15 protein-coding genes are annotated in these 16,722 nt (G+C 68.1%); 12 read left to right on the forward strand and 3 right to left on the reverse strand.

The genetic code is table 11. The annotated features are described in order from the left end of the window. Window positions 1-147 precede the first annotated feature (147 nt). From ACLARN_RS41470 to ACLARN_RS41490, 5 genes are all read left to right on the forward strand, one after another. Window positions 148-2,409, forward strand: a complete 2,262-nt coding sequence (locus tag ACLARN_RS41470; protein ID WP_409496964.1) for a sodium-translocating pyrophosphatase — start codon at window positions 148-150, stop codon at window positions 2,407-2,409. Between the two features lie 118 nt (window positions 2,410-2,527). Further along, window positions 2,528-2,788 carry a hypothetical protein gene (locus ACLARN_RS41475; RefSeq protein ID WP_409496965.1) on the forward strand — a complete coding sequence of 87 codons (261 nt, stop codon included), beginning with the start codon at window positions 2,528-2,530 and terminating at the stop codon, window positions 2,786-2,788. Next, window positions 2,740-3,075: a hypothetical protein gene (locus ACLARN_RS41480; protein ID WP_409496966.1), complete on the forward strand. Its 336-nt coding sequence runs from the start codon at window positions 2,740-2,742 to the stop codon at window positions 3,073-3,075. Before ACLARN_RS41475 ends, ACLARN_RS41480 begins: the two co-directional genes overlap by 49 nt. A 90-nt stretch (window positions 3,076-3,165) precedes the next feature. Continuing rightward, entirely contained in the window at window positions 3,166-3,750 is a 585-nt protein-coding gene (locus tag ACLARN_RS41485) for a hypothetical protein (protein WP_409496967.1), read from the forward strand. Window positions 3,751-3,802: 52 nt separating this feature from the next. Beyond that, entirely contained in the window at window positions 3,803-4,396 is a 594-nt protein-coding gene (locus tag ACLARN_RS41490; RefSeq protein ID WP_409496968.1) for a hypothetical protein, read from the forward strand. Window positions 4,397-4,480: 84 nt separating this feature from the next. Here ACLARN_RS41490 and ACLARN_RS41495 read toward each other — a convergent pair whose 3' ends face one another. Then, window positions 4,481-5,293: a serine protease gene (locus tag ACLARN_RS41495; protein ID WP_409496969.1), complete on the reverse strand. Its 813-nt coding sequence runs from the start codon at window positions 5,291-5,293 to the stop codon at window positions 4,481-4,483. A 269-nt stretch (window positions 5,294-5,562) separates the two neighbouring features. Here ACLARN_RS41495 and topA point away from each other — a divergent pair, with 269 nt between their 5' ends. Then, the gene (topA, locus tag ACLARN_RS41500) at window positions 5,563-8,445 is read left to right on the forward strand and encodes a type I DNA topoisomerase (RefSeq protein ID WP_409496970.1); all 2,883 of its coding nucleotides are present in this window, start codon (window positions 5,563-5,565) and stop codon (window positions 8,443-8,445) included. Window positions 8,446-8,516: 71 nt separating this feature from the next. Here topA and ACLARN_RS41505 read toward each other — a convergent pair whose 3' ends face one another. Continuing rightward, a complete protein-coding gene (locus tag ACLARN_RS41505; RefSeq protein WP_409496971.1) occupies window positions 8,517-8,693 on the reverse strand; it encodes a carboxylesterase family protein in 177 nt (58 codons plus the stop codon). Then, complete coding sequence (locus tag ACLARN_RS41510; RefSeq protein ID WP_409496972.1) at window positions 8,690-9,568, reverse strand: TetR family transcriptional regulator; 879 nt, start codon at window positions 9,566-9,568, stop codon at window positions 8,690-8,692. Before ACLARN_RS41510 ends, ACLARN_RS41505 begins: the two co-directional genes overlap by 4 nt. Window positions 9,569-9,670: 102 nt before the next feature. Here ACLARN_RS41510 and ACLARN_RS41515 point away from each other — a divergent pair, with 102 nt between their 5' ends. The 6 genes from ACLARN_RS41515 (at window position 9,671) to ACLARN_RS41540 (ending at window position 16,511) form a co-directional block, all read left to right on the forward strand. Continuing rightward, on the forward strand, window positions 9,671-10,462 hold the full coding sequence (locus tag ACLARN_RS41515; RefSeq protein WP_409496973.1) for an ESX secretion-associated protein EspG: 792 nt from the start codon (window positions 9,671-9,673) through the stop codon (window positions 10,460-10,462). Then, window positions 10,455-11,228 carry an ESX secretion-associated protein EspG gene (locus ACLARN_RS41520; RefSeq protein ID WP_409496974.1) on the forward strand — a complete coding sequence of 258 codons (774 nt, stop codon included), beginning with the start codon at window positions 10,455-10,457 and terminating at the stop codon, window positions 11,226-11,228. The genes ACLARN_RS41515 and ACLARN_RS41520 overlap by 8 nt, the downstream gene beginning before the upstream one ends. A gap of 32 nt (window positions 11,229-11,260) precedes the next feature. Then, on the forward strand, window positions 11,261-12,481 hold the full coding sequence (locus ACLARN_RS41525; RefSeq protein WP_409496975.1) for a hypothetical protein: 1,221 nt from the start codon (window positions 11,261-11,263) through the stop codon (window positions 12,479-12,481). A gap of 13 nt (window positions 12,482-12,494) precedes the next feature. Then, the gene (locus tag ACLARN_RS41530; protein ID WP_409496976.1) at window positions 12,495-13,109 is read left to right on the forward strand and encodes a hypothetical protein; all 615 of its coding nucleotides are present in this window, start codon (window positions 12,495-12,497) and stop codon (window positions 13,107-13,109) included. A 142-nt stretch (window positions 13,110-13,251) separates the two neighbouring features. Continuing rightward, window positions 13,252-15,306 (forward strand): bifunctional MFS transporter/dTMP kinase, encoded by a 2,055-nt coding sequence (locus ACLARN_RS41535; RefSeq protein ID WP_409496977.1) that lies wholly within the window; start codon window positions 13,252-13,254, stop codon window positions 15,304-15,306. After that, window positions 15,303-16,511, forward strand: coding sequence for a DNA polymerase III subunit delta' (locus ACLARN_RS41540; protein WP_409496978.1), 1,209 nt, complete (start codon window positions 15,303-15,305; stop codon window positions 16,509-16,511). The genes ACLARN_RS41535 and ACLARN_RS41540 overlap by 4 nt, the downstream gene beginning before the upstream one ends. Window positions 16,512-16,722: the final 211 nt, after the last annotated feature.

Consider the following 16,722-nt stretch of genomic DNA (forward strand, 5'->3'; position numbering starts at 1 on the left):
CCACACCGTCTGTGGCGAGCGTCATGTGAGACGTGCCTTGCAGTGCGACTAGCGTGACGTTCGGTTCAGATCCCCATGCCAACGCACGAGCCGACGGTTCCATCGGCGGATCGTCGTTGGTCAACGGCGACGTCTCCAGGAGGACGAATGTCCCGGCAGTTCCTCGCGGAGGGCGAACTCACGCTCTCCGGAGGTGGTTACACCATCGTCGGTGTAATCGCCGTGGTCGCCCTTGCCGCACTGGTCATCGGCTACGTTCTGCTCAAGGAGGTGCTGGCCGCCGGCCAAGGCACCACCAAGATGCAGGACATCGCGAAGGCAGTGCAGGAAGGTGCGGCTGCCTATCTGAAACGGCAGCGCAACACCCTCGTGATTTTCGGGGGAATCGTGTTCGTGCTGCTCTTCGCTTTGCCGGCCGAAGACTGGAACGAGAAGATCGGCAGGTCGATCTTCTTCCTGGTCGGCGCGGGATTCTCCTTCGCGATCGGCTACCTCGGCATGTGGCTGGCGACGCAGGCGAACCTGCGCGTCGCGGCCGCGTCGCGTGAGGCAGGCGGACGCGAAAAGGCGATGCGCCTGGCCTTCCGCACCGGTGGCGTCGTCGGCATGATCACCGTCGGTCTCGGCCTCTTCGGTGCCGCCGTGGTCGTCCTCGTCTATACCGGACAGGCTCCGAAGGTGTTGGAGGGCTTCGGTTTCGGTGCCGCGCTGATCGCGATGTTCATGCGTGTCGGCGGCGGTATCTTCACGAAGGCCGCCGACGTCGGCGCCGACCTGGTCGGCAAGGTCGAGCAGGGCATCCCCGAGGACGACCCGCGCAACGCGGCCACCATCGCCGACAACGTCGGTGACAACGTGGGTGACTGCGCCGGGATGGCGGCCGACCTCTTCGAGTCGTACGCGGTCATGCTCGTGGCGGCGCTGATCCTGGGTAGCACCGCCTTCGGCGTGCACGGCCTGATCTTCCCGCTCATCGTCCCCGCCATCGGCGTGATCACCGCGGTCATCGGTGTCTACATCACCAAGGCCAAGGCGGGTGAAGGCGGTCTGGTCACGATCAACCGCTCGTTCTACATCTCCGCGGGGATCTCCGCGGTGCTCTCGACGATCGCGGCGTTCGTCTACCTGCCCGGTTCGTTCTCCGAGTTCGGTGAGGCGTTCGCCGGTAAGTCCGGCAACCCGGCGGTCATCGCGACCCTCTCGGTGATCATCGGCATCGTGCTCGCCGCGGTCATCCTCAAGCTCACCGGCTACTACACCGGCACCGAGTACAAGCCGGTCAAGGAGGTCGGCAAGTCATCGGAAACCGGTGCGGCGACGGTGATCCTGGCCGGTATCTCGGTCGGTTTCGAATCCGCTGTGTACACCGCGCTCGTCATCGGCGCGGCCGTGTTCGGAGCCTTCCTGGTCGGCGGCGGCGTCGCACTGTTCGCCGTGGCGCTGGCCGGTACCGGTCTGCTCACCACCGTCGGTGTCATCGTCGCCATGGACACCTTCGGCCCGATTTCGGACAACGCGCAGGGCATCGCCGAAATGTCGGGCGACGTCGACGAGGACGCCGCGCAGATCCTCACCGAGCTCGACGCGGTCGGCAACACCACCAAGGCCATCACCAAGGGCATCGCGATCGCCACGGCGGTCCTCGCGGCGACGGCGCTGTTCGGGTCCTATCAGGACGCGATCACCAAGGCGATCGGCGACGGCAAGGAGTTCGTCGCGAACATCGTCGGTCCGGAGACGCTCGTCGGTGTGATCATCGGCGCGGCGGTCGTGTTCCTGTTCTCCGGTCTCGCGGTCAACGCGGTGTCCCGTGCCGCCGGCGCGGTCGTCTACGAAGTGCGCCGCCAGTTCCGCGACATCCCGGGGATCATGGAGGGCACCACCCGTCCCGAGTACGGCCGTGTCGTCGACATCGTCACGCGTGACTCGCTGCGTGAGCTGACCACTCCCGGTCTGCTCGCGGTCTTCGCCCCGATCGCGGTCGGCTTCGGTCTCGGCACCGGCGCGCTCGCCGGTTACCTGGGCGGTGCGATCGCGACCGGCACCCTGATGGCGATCTTCCTCGCCAACTCCGGTGGCGCCTGGGACAACGCGAAGAAGCTCGTGGAGGACGGAAGCCACGGCGGTAAGGGTTCGGCCGCGCACGAGGCCACCATCATCGGTGACACCGTCGGTGACCCGTTCAAGGACACCGCCGGTCCGGCGATCAACCCGCTGATCAAGGTGATGAACCTGGTGTCGGTGCTGATCGCCCCGGCGGTCGTGCAGTTCTCGATCGGCCCGGACGCCAACGTCGGCGTCCGGATCGGGATCTCGCTGGTCGCCGTCGCGATCATCGTGGCCGCGATCGTCGTCTCCAAGCGCCGCGAGTCGGTTCTCTCCGACACTCCCGCGGAAGCGAAGGCGTAACGCCGGAAAGTACCGCCCGCCGGGCCCGTCACGGATTTTTCCGTGGCGGGCCCGGCGGCTGTCCGGGCAGGCTAATCTCTGCGCGTCACACTGAATCCCGATCCAGGGAGTCCTTGCCATGAGGCGTTCGCTGGCCTTGTTCGCCGCCGCTTTCCTGCTGGCTGGCTGCGGTGGCACCGAACCGACGGCCGCCGCGCCGTCTTCTCCCGCCCCCGCGGCCGGAGGCTCGTGGATGGACGGCTTCTGCGGTTCGCTGATCGACTTCGCCAAGATCGGCGAATTCAGGATGCCCGACTCGAACAGGACGACCCCGCGAACGCCCGGAACGCGATGGACGAGGCCTTCGGTGTGTTCGCCCCGGGTTTCGACAACGCCGTGACCGGACTGAACGGACTCGGCCAGGCGCCGAGCGCGGAAGCCGAAGCCGCTCGCAAGAGCATCGTCGACGCGCTGACGCCGATCCGCGACAAGGTCGTCGCCGCGAAGACCAAACTGGACGCCGCGCCGAAGGACGACAAAGCGGCCACGGTGGAGGCCGGGGTCGCGTTCCGGCAGATCGGGTCGGACATCAACGACATGCCCGACCCGTTCCAGCAGCTGGAAACGAACGCGTCGATGAAGGCGCTGGCCGGGCAGGCGCCGAACTGCAAGAAGCTGCCGTCTTGACCTTCTTTTCGCCACGTTGATTTGCAATGCCCCCCGGTATCGGTACCGTCGGGGGCCAGCTGGGAAGTCGTCAGGTCGGGAGGTGTTTTCGTGCGGCCGCGGTTCACCGTCCTTGCCGCGCTAGCAACAGGTATCGGGCTCGGCCTCGCCGGGTGCGGGCAGCAGCCCGCGGTGACTTCCCATGCCAGACAAGAAGGCCTCGCGACGGTCAGCGCGTCGCAGGCCGACCCCACCTCCGCTTGGGCGGAGGGATACTGCGGCGCGGCCGGCGGACTCGTACGGACGCTGGCGACGCTGCCCAGCGTCGACCCGAGCACGCCCCAGCAGGCATCCCGGACCTCCAGCGAGCTGATGGTCTCGGTGGTCGAAGGACTGAACCGCACCTCGGCCGCGCTCAAGAACCTCGGTCCGTCTCCGGTCGCGGGCGGTGACGTCTCGCGAACGGCCGCCGTCGCCCAACTCGACGACATCCGCGTCCGCGCCGACGACGTCCGCCACCGCCTTGACTCCTCAGCCGACGCCGAAGCGACGAAGACGGCGCTTCGCGACGCGAGGACGTCGCTCGACGAACTCGACCGTCTCGACCTTCTCAGGGGCCTTAACGACGTGCCTCAGCTCGCTTCGGCGAGCAGCCGGATCCAGATTTGCCAGGAATTGGTCAAGCAACCGCGCTGAGTCACCGCGCTATCACTGGCCATGACTCGAACTTGTGTTCTATTGTGTCGGGGTGGACGGGACGATCTCGCTCTTCTCGGCGGAGGCGAGCGGGCCGGGGCTCGCCGACCTCGCCGGTGTGCTGTGCGGGCCCGGGCGGATGACGGGCTTCGGGCGGACGGCCGCGCGGCTGTCCGCCGTGGTCGACGAGCCGTGGCGGGCGCGTGCCCTCGCCCGTGAATGCCGTCGGCGTGGTGCCGAGGCGCAGGTTTCGGCCGCCGAATGCGGGCGGCCGCTCGTGAGAACGCCGTTCCGGGTCGATCTGCTGCCGCTGGAGCGGCGATGGAGCCGAGGTGAAGAGAAGGCCTTGCCGGACGGGTTCCGGCTCGACGGGGCGATGCTGAGGATGTGGGCGCTGGCAGGCGGCAGCCCCCAGGGCAACGGTTACCTGCTCGCGCTCGATCCGGAGGCGCCGGAGACGCACGAGCGGCTGATCACGGCGCTGGCCCAGCTCGGCGTGCCGGCGAAAGTACTGAAGGGTGAAGAGTCGTTGCTGCGGGTCACCGGCCGCCGGCGGCTGGCGCACGTGCTGGAGCTGATCGGGGACGCGCCCGCCGGGGCGGAACCCGCCTGGCCGAGCCTGGTGCCCGTCGTACGCGCTGGTTGAAGCCCCAAGCGTGTTATGAACGGACCTTTCATAACAAAATTTGTTATGAAAGGTCCGTTCATAACAACCGGTGGAGGCGATCGGTCAGGGCTTCGGCGCCTTGCAGTTCGGGTTCGCCAGGTCCAGCTCACTACGCGAAAGGCAGGAGGTCAGCTGATAGGTCTGCTCCCCGTAGTTGATGCCCTTCCGCACGGTCACCTTCCCGGCCGCGTCGACCTCGCACGGGTTGTTCATCGTGCACCGCTGACCGCTTTCGTTGCCGGTGTTGTTGACGCCGACGACCTTGCCGGTCGAGGTCTCGATGATCGGCGACCCCGAGGTCCCGCCGATCGTCTTGCATGCCGAGGTGTACCGGATCGAGTCCTTCCAGACCCAGTCCGCCTCGTGCAGCTCGTGGACGAAGCCGTCGATGTTGCAGGAGTAGATCTTCTTCCAATATCCCGACACCACGTCCATCGCGACGCCTGCCGACGGACGGGTCGGCGAGAGCGTCAGCGGGGCGATACCGTAGGTCGCCTGGATCTTGGCGTAGCTGGTGTTGAGCTGGTAGAGCGAGACGTCCGTGTCGGTCATCGTCGCGTAGAGCAGCTTCTTCGCCTTGAGCGTGCCCAGCGACGAACGGCCGTCCTTGGACAGGAGGCTGAAGGTCCGTGACGAAGGCTGATTGACGATTACTTCCCCAGGGTCAGGGAAACCTTCTTGGAGGCAATGGCCGTTGGAAAGGACGAGGGCGGGGTCGTCGAGGCTCGCCGCGGGCGGCTTGACCACCGACCCGGAGCAGTTCGACAGCGCCACGGTTCCGGCGAACGTAGTCGTGGCCGCTTCCGCCGGGGCGGTTCCGACGAGGGCGGATGCGGTCAGCATGGCGAAGAGGGTGCCGAGGAGTCGTCGGGTCACGTGGAGTCCTTTCGGGTCGGCGTGGGTATCAAGTGAAGCGTTGACGGCCACGGTGTCACCACCGTCGAACGGAGGGTGTTCACCCCGTCACGCGGTACCCCGGGCGGACGTGTCCGACATCACGTGCTAGGTCTTGAAAGGAAACATCGGCGAGGTCAGCGGCGATGCGCTGGACACACGATCGGCGGCGTGTTGCACCACCTAGACGTGGTCCGGGCGGTGCGAGCGTGCACACTGACGGGTCGAGAGGCGGCGCGAAGGCGCCGAAGATGAGCGGAGAGCAGGACAGCGTGGCAGGAGCACGGACGAAGAAGACCGCGGCGTCGGACGACGGCGCGGGCCGTCGTCGGCTGGTGATCGTCGAGTCGCCGACCAAGGCCCGCAAGATCGCCCCGTACCTCGGCGCCAACTACGTCGTGGAGTCGTCCGTCGGACACATTCGTGACCTTCCCCGTGGCGCGGCCGACGTGCCCGCCCAGTACAAGGGCGAGTCGTGGGCACGGCTGGGTGTCGACGTCGACAACGACTTCAAGGCGCTGTACGTCGTCACGCCGGACAAGAAGTCCAAGGTCACCGAGCTGAAGAGCCTGCTGAAGGACGTCGACGAGCTCTACCTCGCGACGGACCCCGACCGCGAGGGCGAGGCCATCGCGTGGCATCTGCTGGAGACCCTCAAGCCGAAGGTCCCGGTCCGCCGGATGGTCTTCCACGAGGTCACCGAGCAGGCGATCCGCGCCGCGGCCGACAGCACCCGTGAGCTCGACGGCGACCTGGTCGACGCGCAGGAGACCCGCCGCATCCTCGACCGGCTCTACGGCTACGAGGTCTCGCCCGTGCTGTGGAAGAAGGTCATGCCGAAGCTTTCGGCCGGCCGCGTGCAGTCCGTGGCGACCCGGATCGTGGTCGAGCGGGAGCGGGAGCGCATGCGCTTCACCTCGGCGTCGTACTGGGACATCTCGGCGACGATGGACGCGGGTGCCGAGGCTTCGCCGCGGAACTTCCCGGCCCGGATGATCGCCGTCGACGGCGCGCGTCTGGCCACCGGCCGTGACTTCGGCTCGGACGGGCAGCTCAAGGCCTCGAACAACGAGATCCGCGTGCTGGCCGAGGCCGACGCGGTCCGGCTGGCCGAGGCGCTGAAGAACCGTGACTTCAAGGTCGCGAGCGTCGAAGAGAAGCCGTACACGCGGAAGCCGTACGCGCCCTTTATGACCTCGACCCTGCAGCAGGAAGCGGGCCGCAAGCTGCGGTTCACCTCCGAGCGCACCATGCGGATCGCGCAGAAGCTGTACGAAAACGGTTACATCACTTATATGCGTACCGACTCCACGACGCTGTCGGAGTCGGCGATCTCGGCGGCACGCAGCCAGGCGACCCAGCTGTACGGCAAGGAGTACGTCTCGCCGTCGCCGCGCCAGTACACCCGCAAGGTGAAGAACGCGCAGGAAGCCCACGAGGCGATCCGTCCCTCCGGCGAGGTTTTCCGCACGCCGGGCCAGGTCGCGAAGGATCTGGACACCGACGAGTACCGCCTCTACGAGATGATCTGGCAGCGCACGATCGCGTCGCAGATGGCGGACGCGAAGGGCACCACGATGTCGGTGCGCATCGTCGGTACCGCCACCAGCGGCGAGGAGTGCACCTTCGCCTCTTCGGGCCGCACGATCACCTTCGCCGGGTTCCTCAAGGCGTACGTCGAGGCTGTCGACACCGAGAGCGGTGGCGAGGCGGACGACAAGCAGAGCCGGCTGCCGCAGCTGGTCAAGGACCAGGCGCTGACCGCGACCGACCTGAGCCCGGACGGGCACACCACGTCGCCGCCGGCGCGTTACTCGGAGCCGAGCCTGGTCAGCAAGATGGAAGAGCTGGGCATCGGCCGCCCGTCGACGTACGCGTCGATCATCAAGACCATCCAGGACCGCGGCTACGTGTGGAAGAAGGGTTCCGCACTGGTGCCCTCCTGGGTCGCGTTCGCCGTGATCGGCCTGATGGAGCGGCATTTCGAGCGGCTGGTCGACTACGACTTCACCGCCGGCATGGAGGACGAACTCGACCGCATCGCCGCCGGTGACGAGCACCGCACGCAGTGGCTGTCGAAGTTCTACTTCGGCGGCGACATGGGCGTCGACGGTTCCGTCGGCCGGCTGGGTGGTTTGAAAAAATTGGTCGGCTCCGGCGTCGAGGACATCGACGCCCGCGAGATCAACTCGATCCCGCTGTTCAGCGATCCCGACGGCCACACCGTCGTCGTGCGCGTCGGCCGCTACGGCCCGTACCTCGAGCGCGAGGTCGACGGCACGTCGCAGCGGGCGAACCTGCCCGAGGACCTGCCGCCGGACGAGCTGACCCTGGAACTCGCCGAGAAGCTGTTCGCGACGCCGCAGGAAGGCCGCGTACTCGGCAAGGACCCGGTCAGCGGGCACGAGATCGTGGCGAAGGAAGGCCGCTTCGGCCCGTACGTCACCGAGCTCCTGCCTGAGCCCGAGCCGCTGCCCGAAGGCGCGACAGCCGCGCAGAAGAAGGCCGCGAAGGCGAAGCAGCCGAAGCCGCGTACGGGTTCGTTGTTCAAGTCCATGTCGATCGAGACGATGAACCTCGAAGACGCGCTGAAGCTGCTCTCGCTGCCGCGCGTGGTCGGCAAGGACCCGGAATCCGGCGACGAGATCACCGCGCAGAACGGGCGCTACGGGCCGTACCTGAAGAAGGGCACGGACTCGCGTTCGCTCACGACCGAGGACCAGCTGTTCTCGGTCACGCTCGAAGAGGCGCTGAAGATCTATTCGGAGCCGAAGCAGCGCGGCCGGTCCGCGACCGCGAAGCCGCCGCTCAAGGAACTGGGCGACGACCCGGTGTCCGGGAAGCCGATGGTGGTCAAGGACGGCCGCTTCGGTCCGTACGTGACCGATGGCGAGTACAACGCGACGCTCCGGAAGTCGGACAGCATCGAGGAACTGACCGCCGAGCGCGGTGCCGAACTGCTGGCGGAGAAGCGCGCGAAGGGCCCCGCGCCCAAGCGCAAGGCTCCGGCGCGGAAGCCCGCGGCCGCCAAGACGACCGCGGCCAAGAAGACCACCGCGACCAAGTCGACGGCGGCGAAGACGACTGCGGCCAAGAAGCCCGCTTCGCGCTCGACGGCCACGAAGACGAAGTAGCGCACTGTCTCAAGCGCAATGAAGGGGGCCTTTCATAGCAAAATTTGCTATGAAAGGCCCCTTCATTGCAATCAGGACCGAAGGTGCGCCCAGAAGTCGCACCGGTGATCGGCGCCGTGGTCGACGGGCCGAACCGCGTCCGGTGCCAGTGAGAGCACCGGACCTCCGTGAGCGAACGAGTCCCACCGCGGCGAACCGGCCGTGTTCGGATCACCCGTGCGGATGAAGGCGGTCCAGTACGCGATCATCTGCTCGGAGAGGACCGCCCGGCGGTGTCGGCGAGAAGCCCTGCGCCCCACAGGACGGTCGCGACGCGCCAGGCGCGCCGGAACCACCGGTGCCGTGGCCACAGGTCGTTCCAGTCGGCGGCGCGCAGGGGTTCCGCCCAGGGGCTCTTCGCGAGCTTCGAACGGGCCAGGGTGAACCGGGGACTGCCGGTGATGAACGAGACGCTGACGCTGACCGCGAAGATGATCAGCACGAAGATCGCCAAGGTGTCGATCTTGCGCAGCAGGATCGCCGGGTACAGCAAGAAAAGCACGGTCGGCAGCGCGCCGAGGGCGAGCGCGGGCAGGACGTCCATGCCGAGGCCCCGCAACGCGTAGTAGCCCGCGACGGACACCACGATTCGAGCAGCACCATGCCCGACTGGCGGATCGCGGCAGTCATGTCCGCCCCGGGCCGCGAGGTCGAACAGGGTCACCAGTTCCTCCGCGTAGGCGGTGAGGTCCGTTTCCGGCGCCCCGGCGAGGAGGAAGACCGGGCCCTCCACCGACCGCCGGATGGTCGTCGCCATCACCCGGACGTCGAACTCGCGGAACTCGCCGCTCTCCTGGCCCCAGCGGAGGATGCGTTCGAGCGCGCCGCCGAGGAAGATGTTCAGCAGAGCCCGCATCCGGGTCGGCTGCGCGGCGGCGAAGACGTCTTCGAGGACCGTGCGGACCAGTTCCTCCTTGTTCGCGAAGTGGTACGAGATCAGCCCGGTGCTCGACAACTTCGCCTCCTTCGCGATCTGAGCGAACGACGCGCGGGCGTAGCCGAGACCCGCGATCGTCTCGATGGCCGCGGCCACGATCTGTGCGCGCCGGGCACTCTCGGTGAACGTCCTCGCTTTTGCTTGCATGAGCAAAACCGAGCAAATCCGCCGACCGGATACCGCTCACCGACCGCTCGCCGACCGACCTCACCCGTTCGAACAAAAGTTCTAAAAATTGTCGGTACCAGGGTGTTCAATGGTCATGTGAGCACTTCAACGACCGCTGTCTTCGACGTCATCGACGAGGTCATCGCCCCGCTGGCCGCCGAGGTTCCGGAGCGTCCCTCGGTGATGGAGTTCTACGATCCGGAACTCGCCGTGCCACCCGTGCTGGCCGACGAGGAGCCGACTCCAGGGCTCACCCTTGCCGAGGAGGTGGAGCAGTACACCCGGTTCGTCAGCGGGATGACGGCGATCGGACTCGCCCCCGGGGGTGAGGTCACGCCCGAGGCCGTCGGGCTTTACCGCGCACTGCGTGGCGGGTTCATCCGCGGTGTGGTGACCGGCGTGTTCCCGGCACGCCCGGAGCCGTGGGAGGTCCGGTTCTTCGGCGACGAGGACTACACCACGGTGCTGAACAAACTCGGCAAGCGAGCGCGGCTGCGGTCCGGTTTCCTCAGCGCGCTGCCGGGCTGGGTGTTCGACGGGCTGCCCGACCACCCGACGGGCCCCGGCGAGACCGTGCGCATCCGGACGGACGCGGGCGGACTGATCCCGCTCGGGGCCCGGGAGGCCGTCGAGGTGATCCGTGAGGGCGCTTCGCGGCCGCGTCACGGCACCGTCCTGGTCGATCTCGCGGTGCGGAACTCGATCCTCGCCGAGTATCCGCACGGCGCGTTCGGCCTGGTGGACAACGACCTCGGCCGGTACCAGTTCAGCGCGGCGATGGACACCGACGGCAGCTGGACGCTCACCTGGGGTCCGGCCAGCCGGTCGATGGCCGAACAGTGGATCGTGAAGGCGGTGCAGAACCATGCGTGAGCCGACGACGGTGAAGGAACTGATGAAGCGCGGCGCCGAGCCGGTGCTGCGCGCGGTGCCCGAGCGCCGGAGCGTGTACCTGGGGTACGACCCGGAGATCACCGACGACGAGATCCGCCGCCTGTGCCCGTCCTACGACGAGCCGGCGGATCTCGTCACCCAGGCCGAGCGGTACGCGGCCAAGGCGGCGATGCTCGAAGAGGCCGGGCTGATGGAGAACGGCGAGATCCATCCCGCCGCGCTCCAGATGCACGGCGTGATGCTGCGGGGTTCGGTGCGAGGCGTCCTCACCGGTGTCTTCGCGTCCGCGCCCCGCGCGGTGCGGGTCGATTGCTACGGCGACGGGCACCAGGCGGTCGTCTGGCGGATGCGGTCGGGGCGGCGGACCACGTTCAGCCTGAGCGACTTCGGCGAACTGGGCGCCCGCGTGTTCGGCGGACTCCCGCATGTTCCCGCGGGTGAAGTGGCGCCGATGCGCATCCGGATCGACGAGCACGGCGTGCCACTGCCCGGTCAGGACGAAGAGGTGGGCCTGGTCGGCGACATGCTGACCAGGCCTCGGACCGGGACGGCGATCCTCGATCTGGTCGCCTTCGGCGGGCTCAACGCCGAGTACCCGGACTACGGATTCGTGATCGTCGACAACGACCTGGGGAGGTTCGTGTTGTACGCCGCCCCTTCCGAAGGGTGGCTGATGTTCGGTGGAATGGACCGCCTGGCATTGGCGGGCTGGCTGCACGAGGCGGTGGACTTGAGCCGGACGTAGCCGCTTCATGCGATGAGGGGGAGGGCGGGCAGATGGACCTGGACCGGCGCGCGGCGGACGCGTGGTTCCGGCGGCGAGGGCTGCCGATGGTCATCCACCGGCGAAGACGCGGCGCGGGCATGTTGCGCCGGTCGACGCCGGGGCTGGTCTTCCTATGCCTGCTCGACCTGCTGCTGGCCGGGCTGCTGAAGCTGCTCGACGTCCCCGAGTACGTGCTCGAAGCCAGGATGCGCGACAGCGGCCTCGCCTACGTCCTCGGCGTGCTGGCGCTGACGTTCGCCGTGGTCGTGGTGCCGGTGGTCGCCGGTCGTCTGATGGCGAAGTTGCTCCGGGCGCTGCACCGCACCCGGGTCCGGCTGGCCGTCATGGTCGTGACGATCGGCTTCTGGGTGCTGGTGCTGCCGCTCGGCGAGCGGCTCACCGGACTGGTGCCGTGGGACGACCCGCTGTGGCTCGCCGTGCTCACCAACCTGGCGGCGCTGGCCGTGCTGATGCTGCTGGTGCGGATCGGGGTCGGCTCGATCCTGACCTGGGCGGCGCGGAGCGCGGTCGCGCAGATCAGGGCCATCGGCACGCTGGCGTCGCGGGCGTTGCCGCTGCTCCTGCTGGTGGTGATGTTCAGCTTCTTCACCGCCGAGCTGTGGCAGGCCGTGGAACGCCTGAGCCCGGGGCGGTTGTGGCTGGTGGTCGGCTTCCTCGTGGTGATCGGGGCGGTGTTCCTGGCGTCGATGCTGTCCGACGAGATGAAGGAGCTGAAGTCCTGGACACTGGAACCCGGGGCGGCCGTCCTGCGCGGCACCCCGTTCGACGACGACACTCCGCTGCCCGGACGGCGTGCGCTGGCGAGAACCGAGCGGCTCAACATCGGTCTGGTGCTGTTCTTCGCCCAGGCGGTGCAGATCGTGGCGTTCGGAGTACTGGTGTTCGCCTTCTTCATCGTGTTCGGGGTGCTGATCCTCCGGCCGGAGGTGGTGACGGAGTTCGCCGGCCGTGAATCGGCGCCCGGAACACTGCTGGGTGTCCCCCTTCCGGTGAGTTCCGCGCTCATCAATGTCTCGCTTTTCCTTGCGGTTTTCTCCGGTTTGTACTTCGCCGCATCAACCGCGACAGATGCCCGGTACCGGCGTTCTTTCTTCGAGCCTTTGCTGGAGGATGTGAAGATCAGCCTTGCCGCGCGTGACATTTATCTGGCCCATTGGGCGGATGTGCGCCGGGCCGAGGTGGTTACCCTGGAAGCAGAGGACATTCCCTAGTGAGGTGGTCACCATGAACGGGAAGGGCGAAGCCCCCTTCTTCGATGCCCCCGAATTCGTGAAAGGCGACGGCACTCAGGCAGATCCTCCCGGCGACACATTCACCGACCCGATGTCCGGGCTGGTCACGACCAGTACGGCGCCGCCGTCGGACTCCCCGGCCGCGGCCGGGGAGAACCACCTGCCCATTCCCGGGCCGGTCCAGCACGACCCCGAAGTCGTGAGCCGGATGGTCAACGCGGCGATGATGGCGGACGAACAACCGGCCAGGACACCGGGCGGTGAGCAGTCCGTCCTTCTGCCGCCCGTGGGGATCGTCAGCACGGTCGGTGAGCAAGGCGCTACGCCGATCGGGATCCTGCCCCAGCAGCGCACGTGGCCGTCGAGGCCGCCGCAGTTGCTTCGTCAGCCTCGCCGGTTGAAGCAGGAAGAGCCGGTCGAGGTCGACGAAGAGGACGAGGTCGAAGTACGGCGTGCCAAGCGTTCGATGCAGCTTCCGAGGCTCGGCAAGCCGTCGTCGAACACCGCCGGTGTGATGATCGCGATCGCGCTCATGATCGTGTTCGCGGTCCTCGCCATTCAGCTGCTGGCCAGCCTGTTCAACAGCATCGCGGGGATCTTCGGGTAACCCGTCCGGCGGTAGCGCCGGACGGGGCCGTCCGTCCCCACGTCACCCATCGGGATACCCTGGCCATACGGTCGGGGGACTCGGCGCACACCCGGGTCGCTCGGCGCCGCGTGACTAGTGGGGTGGGCGTATCAGCGAGGGCGTGCAGTCGGTGCCCGAAGCGGGCACGGGTGGATCTTCGGGCCGTGACGCCTCCACCATCCACCGCGCGCGGCGGGTGCTGGCGATCAAGCCGTTCCGCCGGCTCTGGGGTGTCAGCTATCTGTGCAGTGTCGCGGACTGGCTGAACCTGCTCACGCTGACCGGTCTGGTCACCAAGCTGACCGACAGCTACGCCGCGCAGAACTTCGCGTTCGTCGGGGTCGTGCTGACGTCGCTGCTGCCGGGCCTGCTGTTCGCCCCGCTCGGCGGGCTCCTCGCCGACCGGTTCGACCGGCGCAAGGTGATGGTGCTCTGCGACCTCGGCCGGTGCGGGTTCCTGCTGTCGATCGCGTTCGTCGGCACGCCGTGGTGGGTGTTCGTCGGGAACTTCCTGGTCGGCTGCTGCGCGATGATGTGGATCCCGTCGAAGGACGCGGCGGTGCCGAACCTGCTGCGCCGCCCGGACCAGGTCGAGACGGCCAACCAGCTCGGCATGGTGATGACCTACGGCCTCGCGGTGATCACCGCGGCCGGGGCGAACGCCGTGCTCACCGGTAGCAACACCACGTTCCACTTCTTCCAGGGCGACGCTCAGCTCGGCATCGCGAAGATCGCCGTCGTCATCACTGGCCTGCTGTACCTGACCAGCGCGATCGTGATCGCCACCCGGATCCCCGAGCTTTCGCTGCGCAACGTCCACGCGGTCGAAAAACCCAAGGTCAAGGCAGCCGACGAGGAGAAGTTCGGCTTCCGCCAGATGATCTCCGACGGCGCCCGGTTCGTGCGGACGACGCCGTTGGTGCGCGGGTTGATGATCGGCGCGTTCGGTGCGTTCGCCGCCGGTGGCGCGGTGATCGGTTCGGCCAAGCCGTATTCGTCCAGCCTGCTCGCCGGTGACGCGGCGTTCAACCTCCTCGTTCTCGCCGTCTTCCTCGGGCTCGCCACCGGGATGGCCGTGGCGCCGAAGCTCGCCCGGCGGCTCGCGCACGACCGGCTGTTCGGGATCTCGATCGTCGCCGCCGGCCTGTGTCTCATCGTCGTCGCACTGTCGCCGCACCTCGCCGTTTCGCTGGTCGCGGTCGCCGCCGTCGGGGTGTGGGCCGGGACGGCGTTCCTGACCGGTGTCACCATCATCGGTTCGCGGATCGAGGACTCCATCCGCGGCCGGATCAACGCGATCTACCAGTCGCTGATGAAGATCGTGCTGTTCGGCTCGACGATCCTGGTGCCGGTGCTGATCAGCGCGGTCCAGACGACCGAGGTCGACTTGTGGGGCGGCACGATCACGATCGACGGCACCCGGCCGGTGATGATCGGCGGCGGTGTCCTGGCGCTGATCGCCGGCATCGTCGCCTACCGGCAGATGGACGACAGGCGTGCCGAGCCGATCCTCGCCGATCTCCGCAACGCCTTGCGCCGGAGCCCGCGCCGCGTCAACGGGCTGCTGATCGCGCTCGAAGGCACGCGCGCCATCAACACCGAGACCCAGGCCGCGCGGCTGGCCGAATGGCTGCGCGCGGGGACGCGTCCCGTCGTACTGGCCGCCGACCCGGCCCTGGACGACCAGCGGCTCGCGAAGCTGCTCTCGGGCGCTTCGCTGACCGGTGCGCGGGCGCAGGCGCTCGCCGCCGCCGCGGTGCGGGCGGACATCGTGGAACGGGACATCCAGCCCGCGCTCGACGCCGGTTCCGTCGTGGTGATGGAACGGTTCGTGGACTCGCCGCTGGCGCATCTGTCGGCGGTCGCCGGGCTGGACAGTCAGGAACTCGAAGGGCTCGCCGACTGGGCGACCAACCGGCTGCGGCCGGACATCACCGTCCTGCTGGACGCCGATCCCGGCACGGTGATGCGGAAGTCGGAGTCGCTGGACGCGCAGTGGCGGGTGCAGCATCTGCTCACGGAGATGGCCGCCGCCGACCCGGACCGGTACGTGGTGGTCGACGCGGACGGTACCGAGGACGAAGTGAGCGACCGGGTGCGGACCGCGGTCCGCGCGGTGCTCGTCGGACGGCTCGCCGGGCTCGCTCCGGCGGAGGAAAAGATCGAGGCGAGATGACGGAAGCCCCTGTGCTGATCGGTGTCTGGAAGCAGCTCGTCGGCCAGGAGCCCGCCGCGCGCATCCTTTCTTCGGCGTCGACGGCGGCCGCGCGGATCATCGAGAACCAGCCTGTCGCACCGGGGGCGATGACCCACGCGTGGCTGGTGACCGGTCCGCCGGGTTCGGGCCGTTCGACCGCCGCGAGGGTGTTCGCGGCGGCGTTGCAGTGCAGTACCGGCCTCGGTTGCGGGGAATGCCCCGGCTGTCGCACCGTGCTCGCCGGCACGCACGCCGACGTCAAACTCGTCGCGCCTGAAGGCCTTTCGATCTCTGTCGCCGAAATGCGTGCGCTGGTGCAGGCCGCCGCTCGCCGCCCGACCACCGGGCGGTGGCAGGTGGTGGTCATCGAGGACGCCGACAGGTTGACCGAAGGCGCGTCGAACGCGTTGCTGAAGGCCGTCGAGGAGCCGCCGGACCGCACGGTGTTCCTGCTGTGCGCGCCGTCCGATCACCCGGACGACGTGTCGGTGACGATCCGCTCGCGGTGCCGTCTGGTCACCCTGCGGACTCCGCCCGCCGAAGCGATCGCGCAGGTGCTCGTGGAACGGGACGGCATCGATCCCGAACGCGCGCGGTGGGCCGCGTCGGTCTCGAGTGGACACGTGGGCCGTGCGCGGCGGCTCGCCACCGATGAGGCGGCCCGGCAGCGGCGGGCGACGGTGCTGCGGATCCCGCTCGGCCTGCGGCGTCCGTCCGATGTGTTCACTTGCGCCGATCAGCTGATCAGTGCGGCCGAGGCCGACGCGGGCGAGGAGAGCAAGGTCCGCGACGAGGCCGAACGCACCGAAATCCGCACCGCGATGGGTGGTGACGGCATCGGAAAGGGCGTCGCCGGGGCGAAACGAGCCGCCGAAGCCGCGGTGAAGCAACTCGAGAAGCGCCAGAAGTCACGTGCGACCCGGACCCAGCGGGACACCCTCGATCTCGCGCTGGTGGACCTCGCCGCGTTCTACCGGGACGTCCTCGTGACCGCGAGCGGCGCGAACGCGACGCTGAACCACCCCGACCACGCGTCGGAAATCTCGCAGGCCGCCTCCGCCTGGGCGCCGGACTCGATCCTGCGCCGCCTCGAAGCCGTACTGGAATGCCGCGAGGCCATCGACCTGAACGTGAAACCCCGGATCGCCGTCGAAGCCATGGTCACCACCCTGCGCCAAGGCTGACCCGCGCATCCCCACCCCCCGCCCGTCCCAAGGGCAATGCCACTTACTTAGCATTTCCGCAGGTAAGCGAGGGTGCTGGAGGCTGTTCCAGTCCACTTCGGGCACGGATTGTGACGACTGGTGGCGTGTCGTAGCGGGTGCTGGCTGGGCCGGTTTTCTTCTTGTAGCGGCTTTGGGTTTTCTTCACGGCGCGGGGACAGCTGCGGTTCCG

Source organism: Amycolatopsis sp. cmx-11-12 (genome assembly GCF_046269425.1).
Lineage (GTDB): Bacteria > Actinomycetota > Actinomycetes > Mycobacteriales > Pseudonocardiaceae > Amycolatopsis.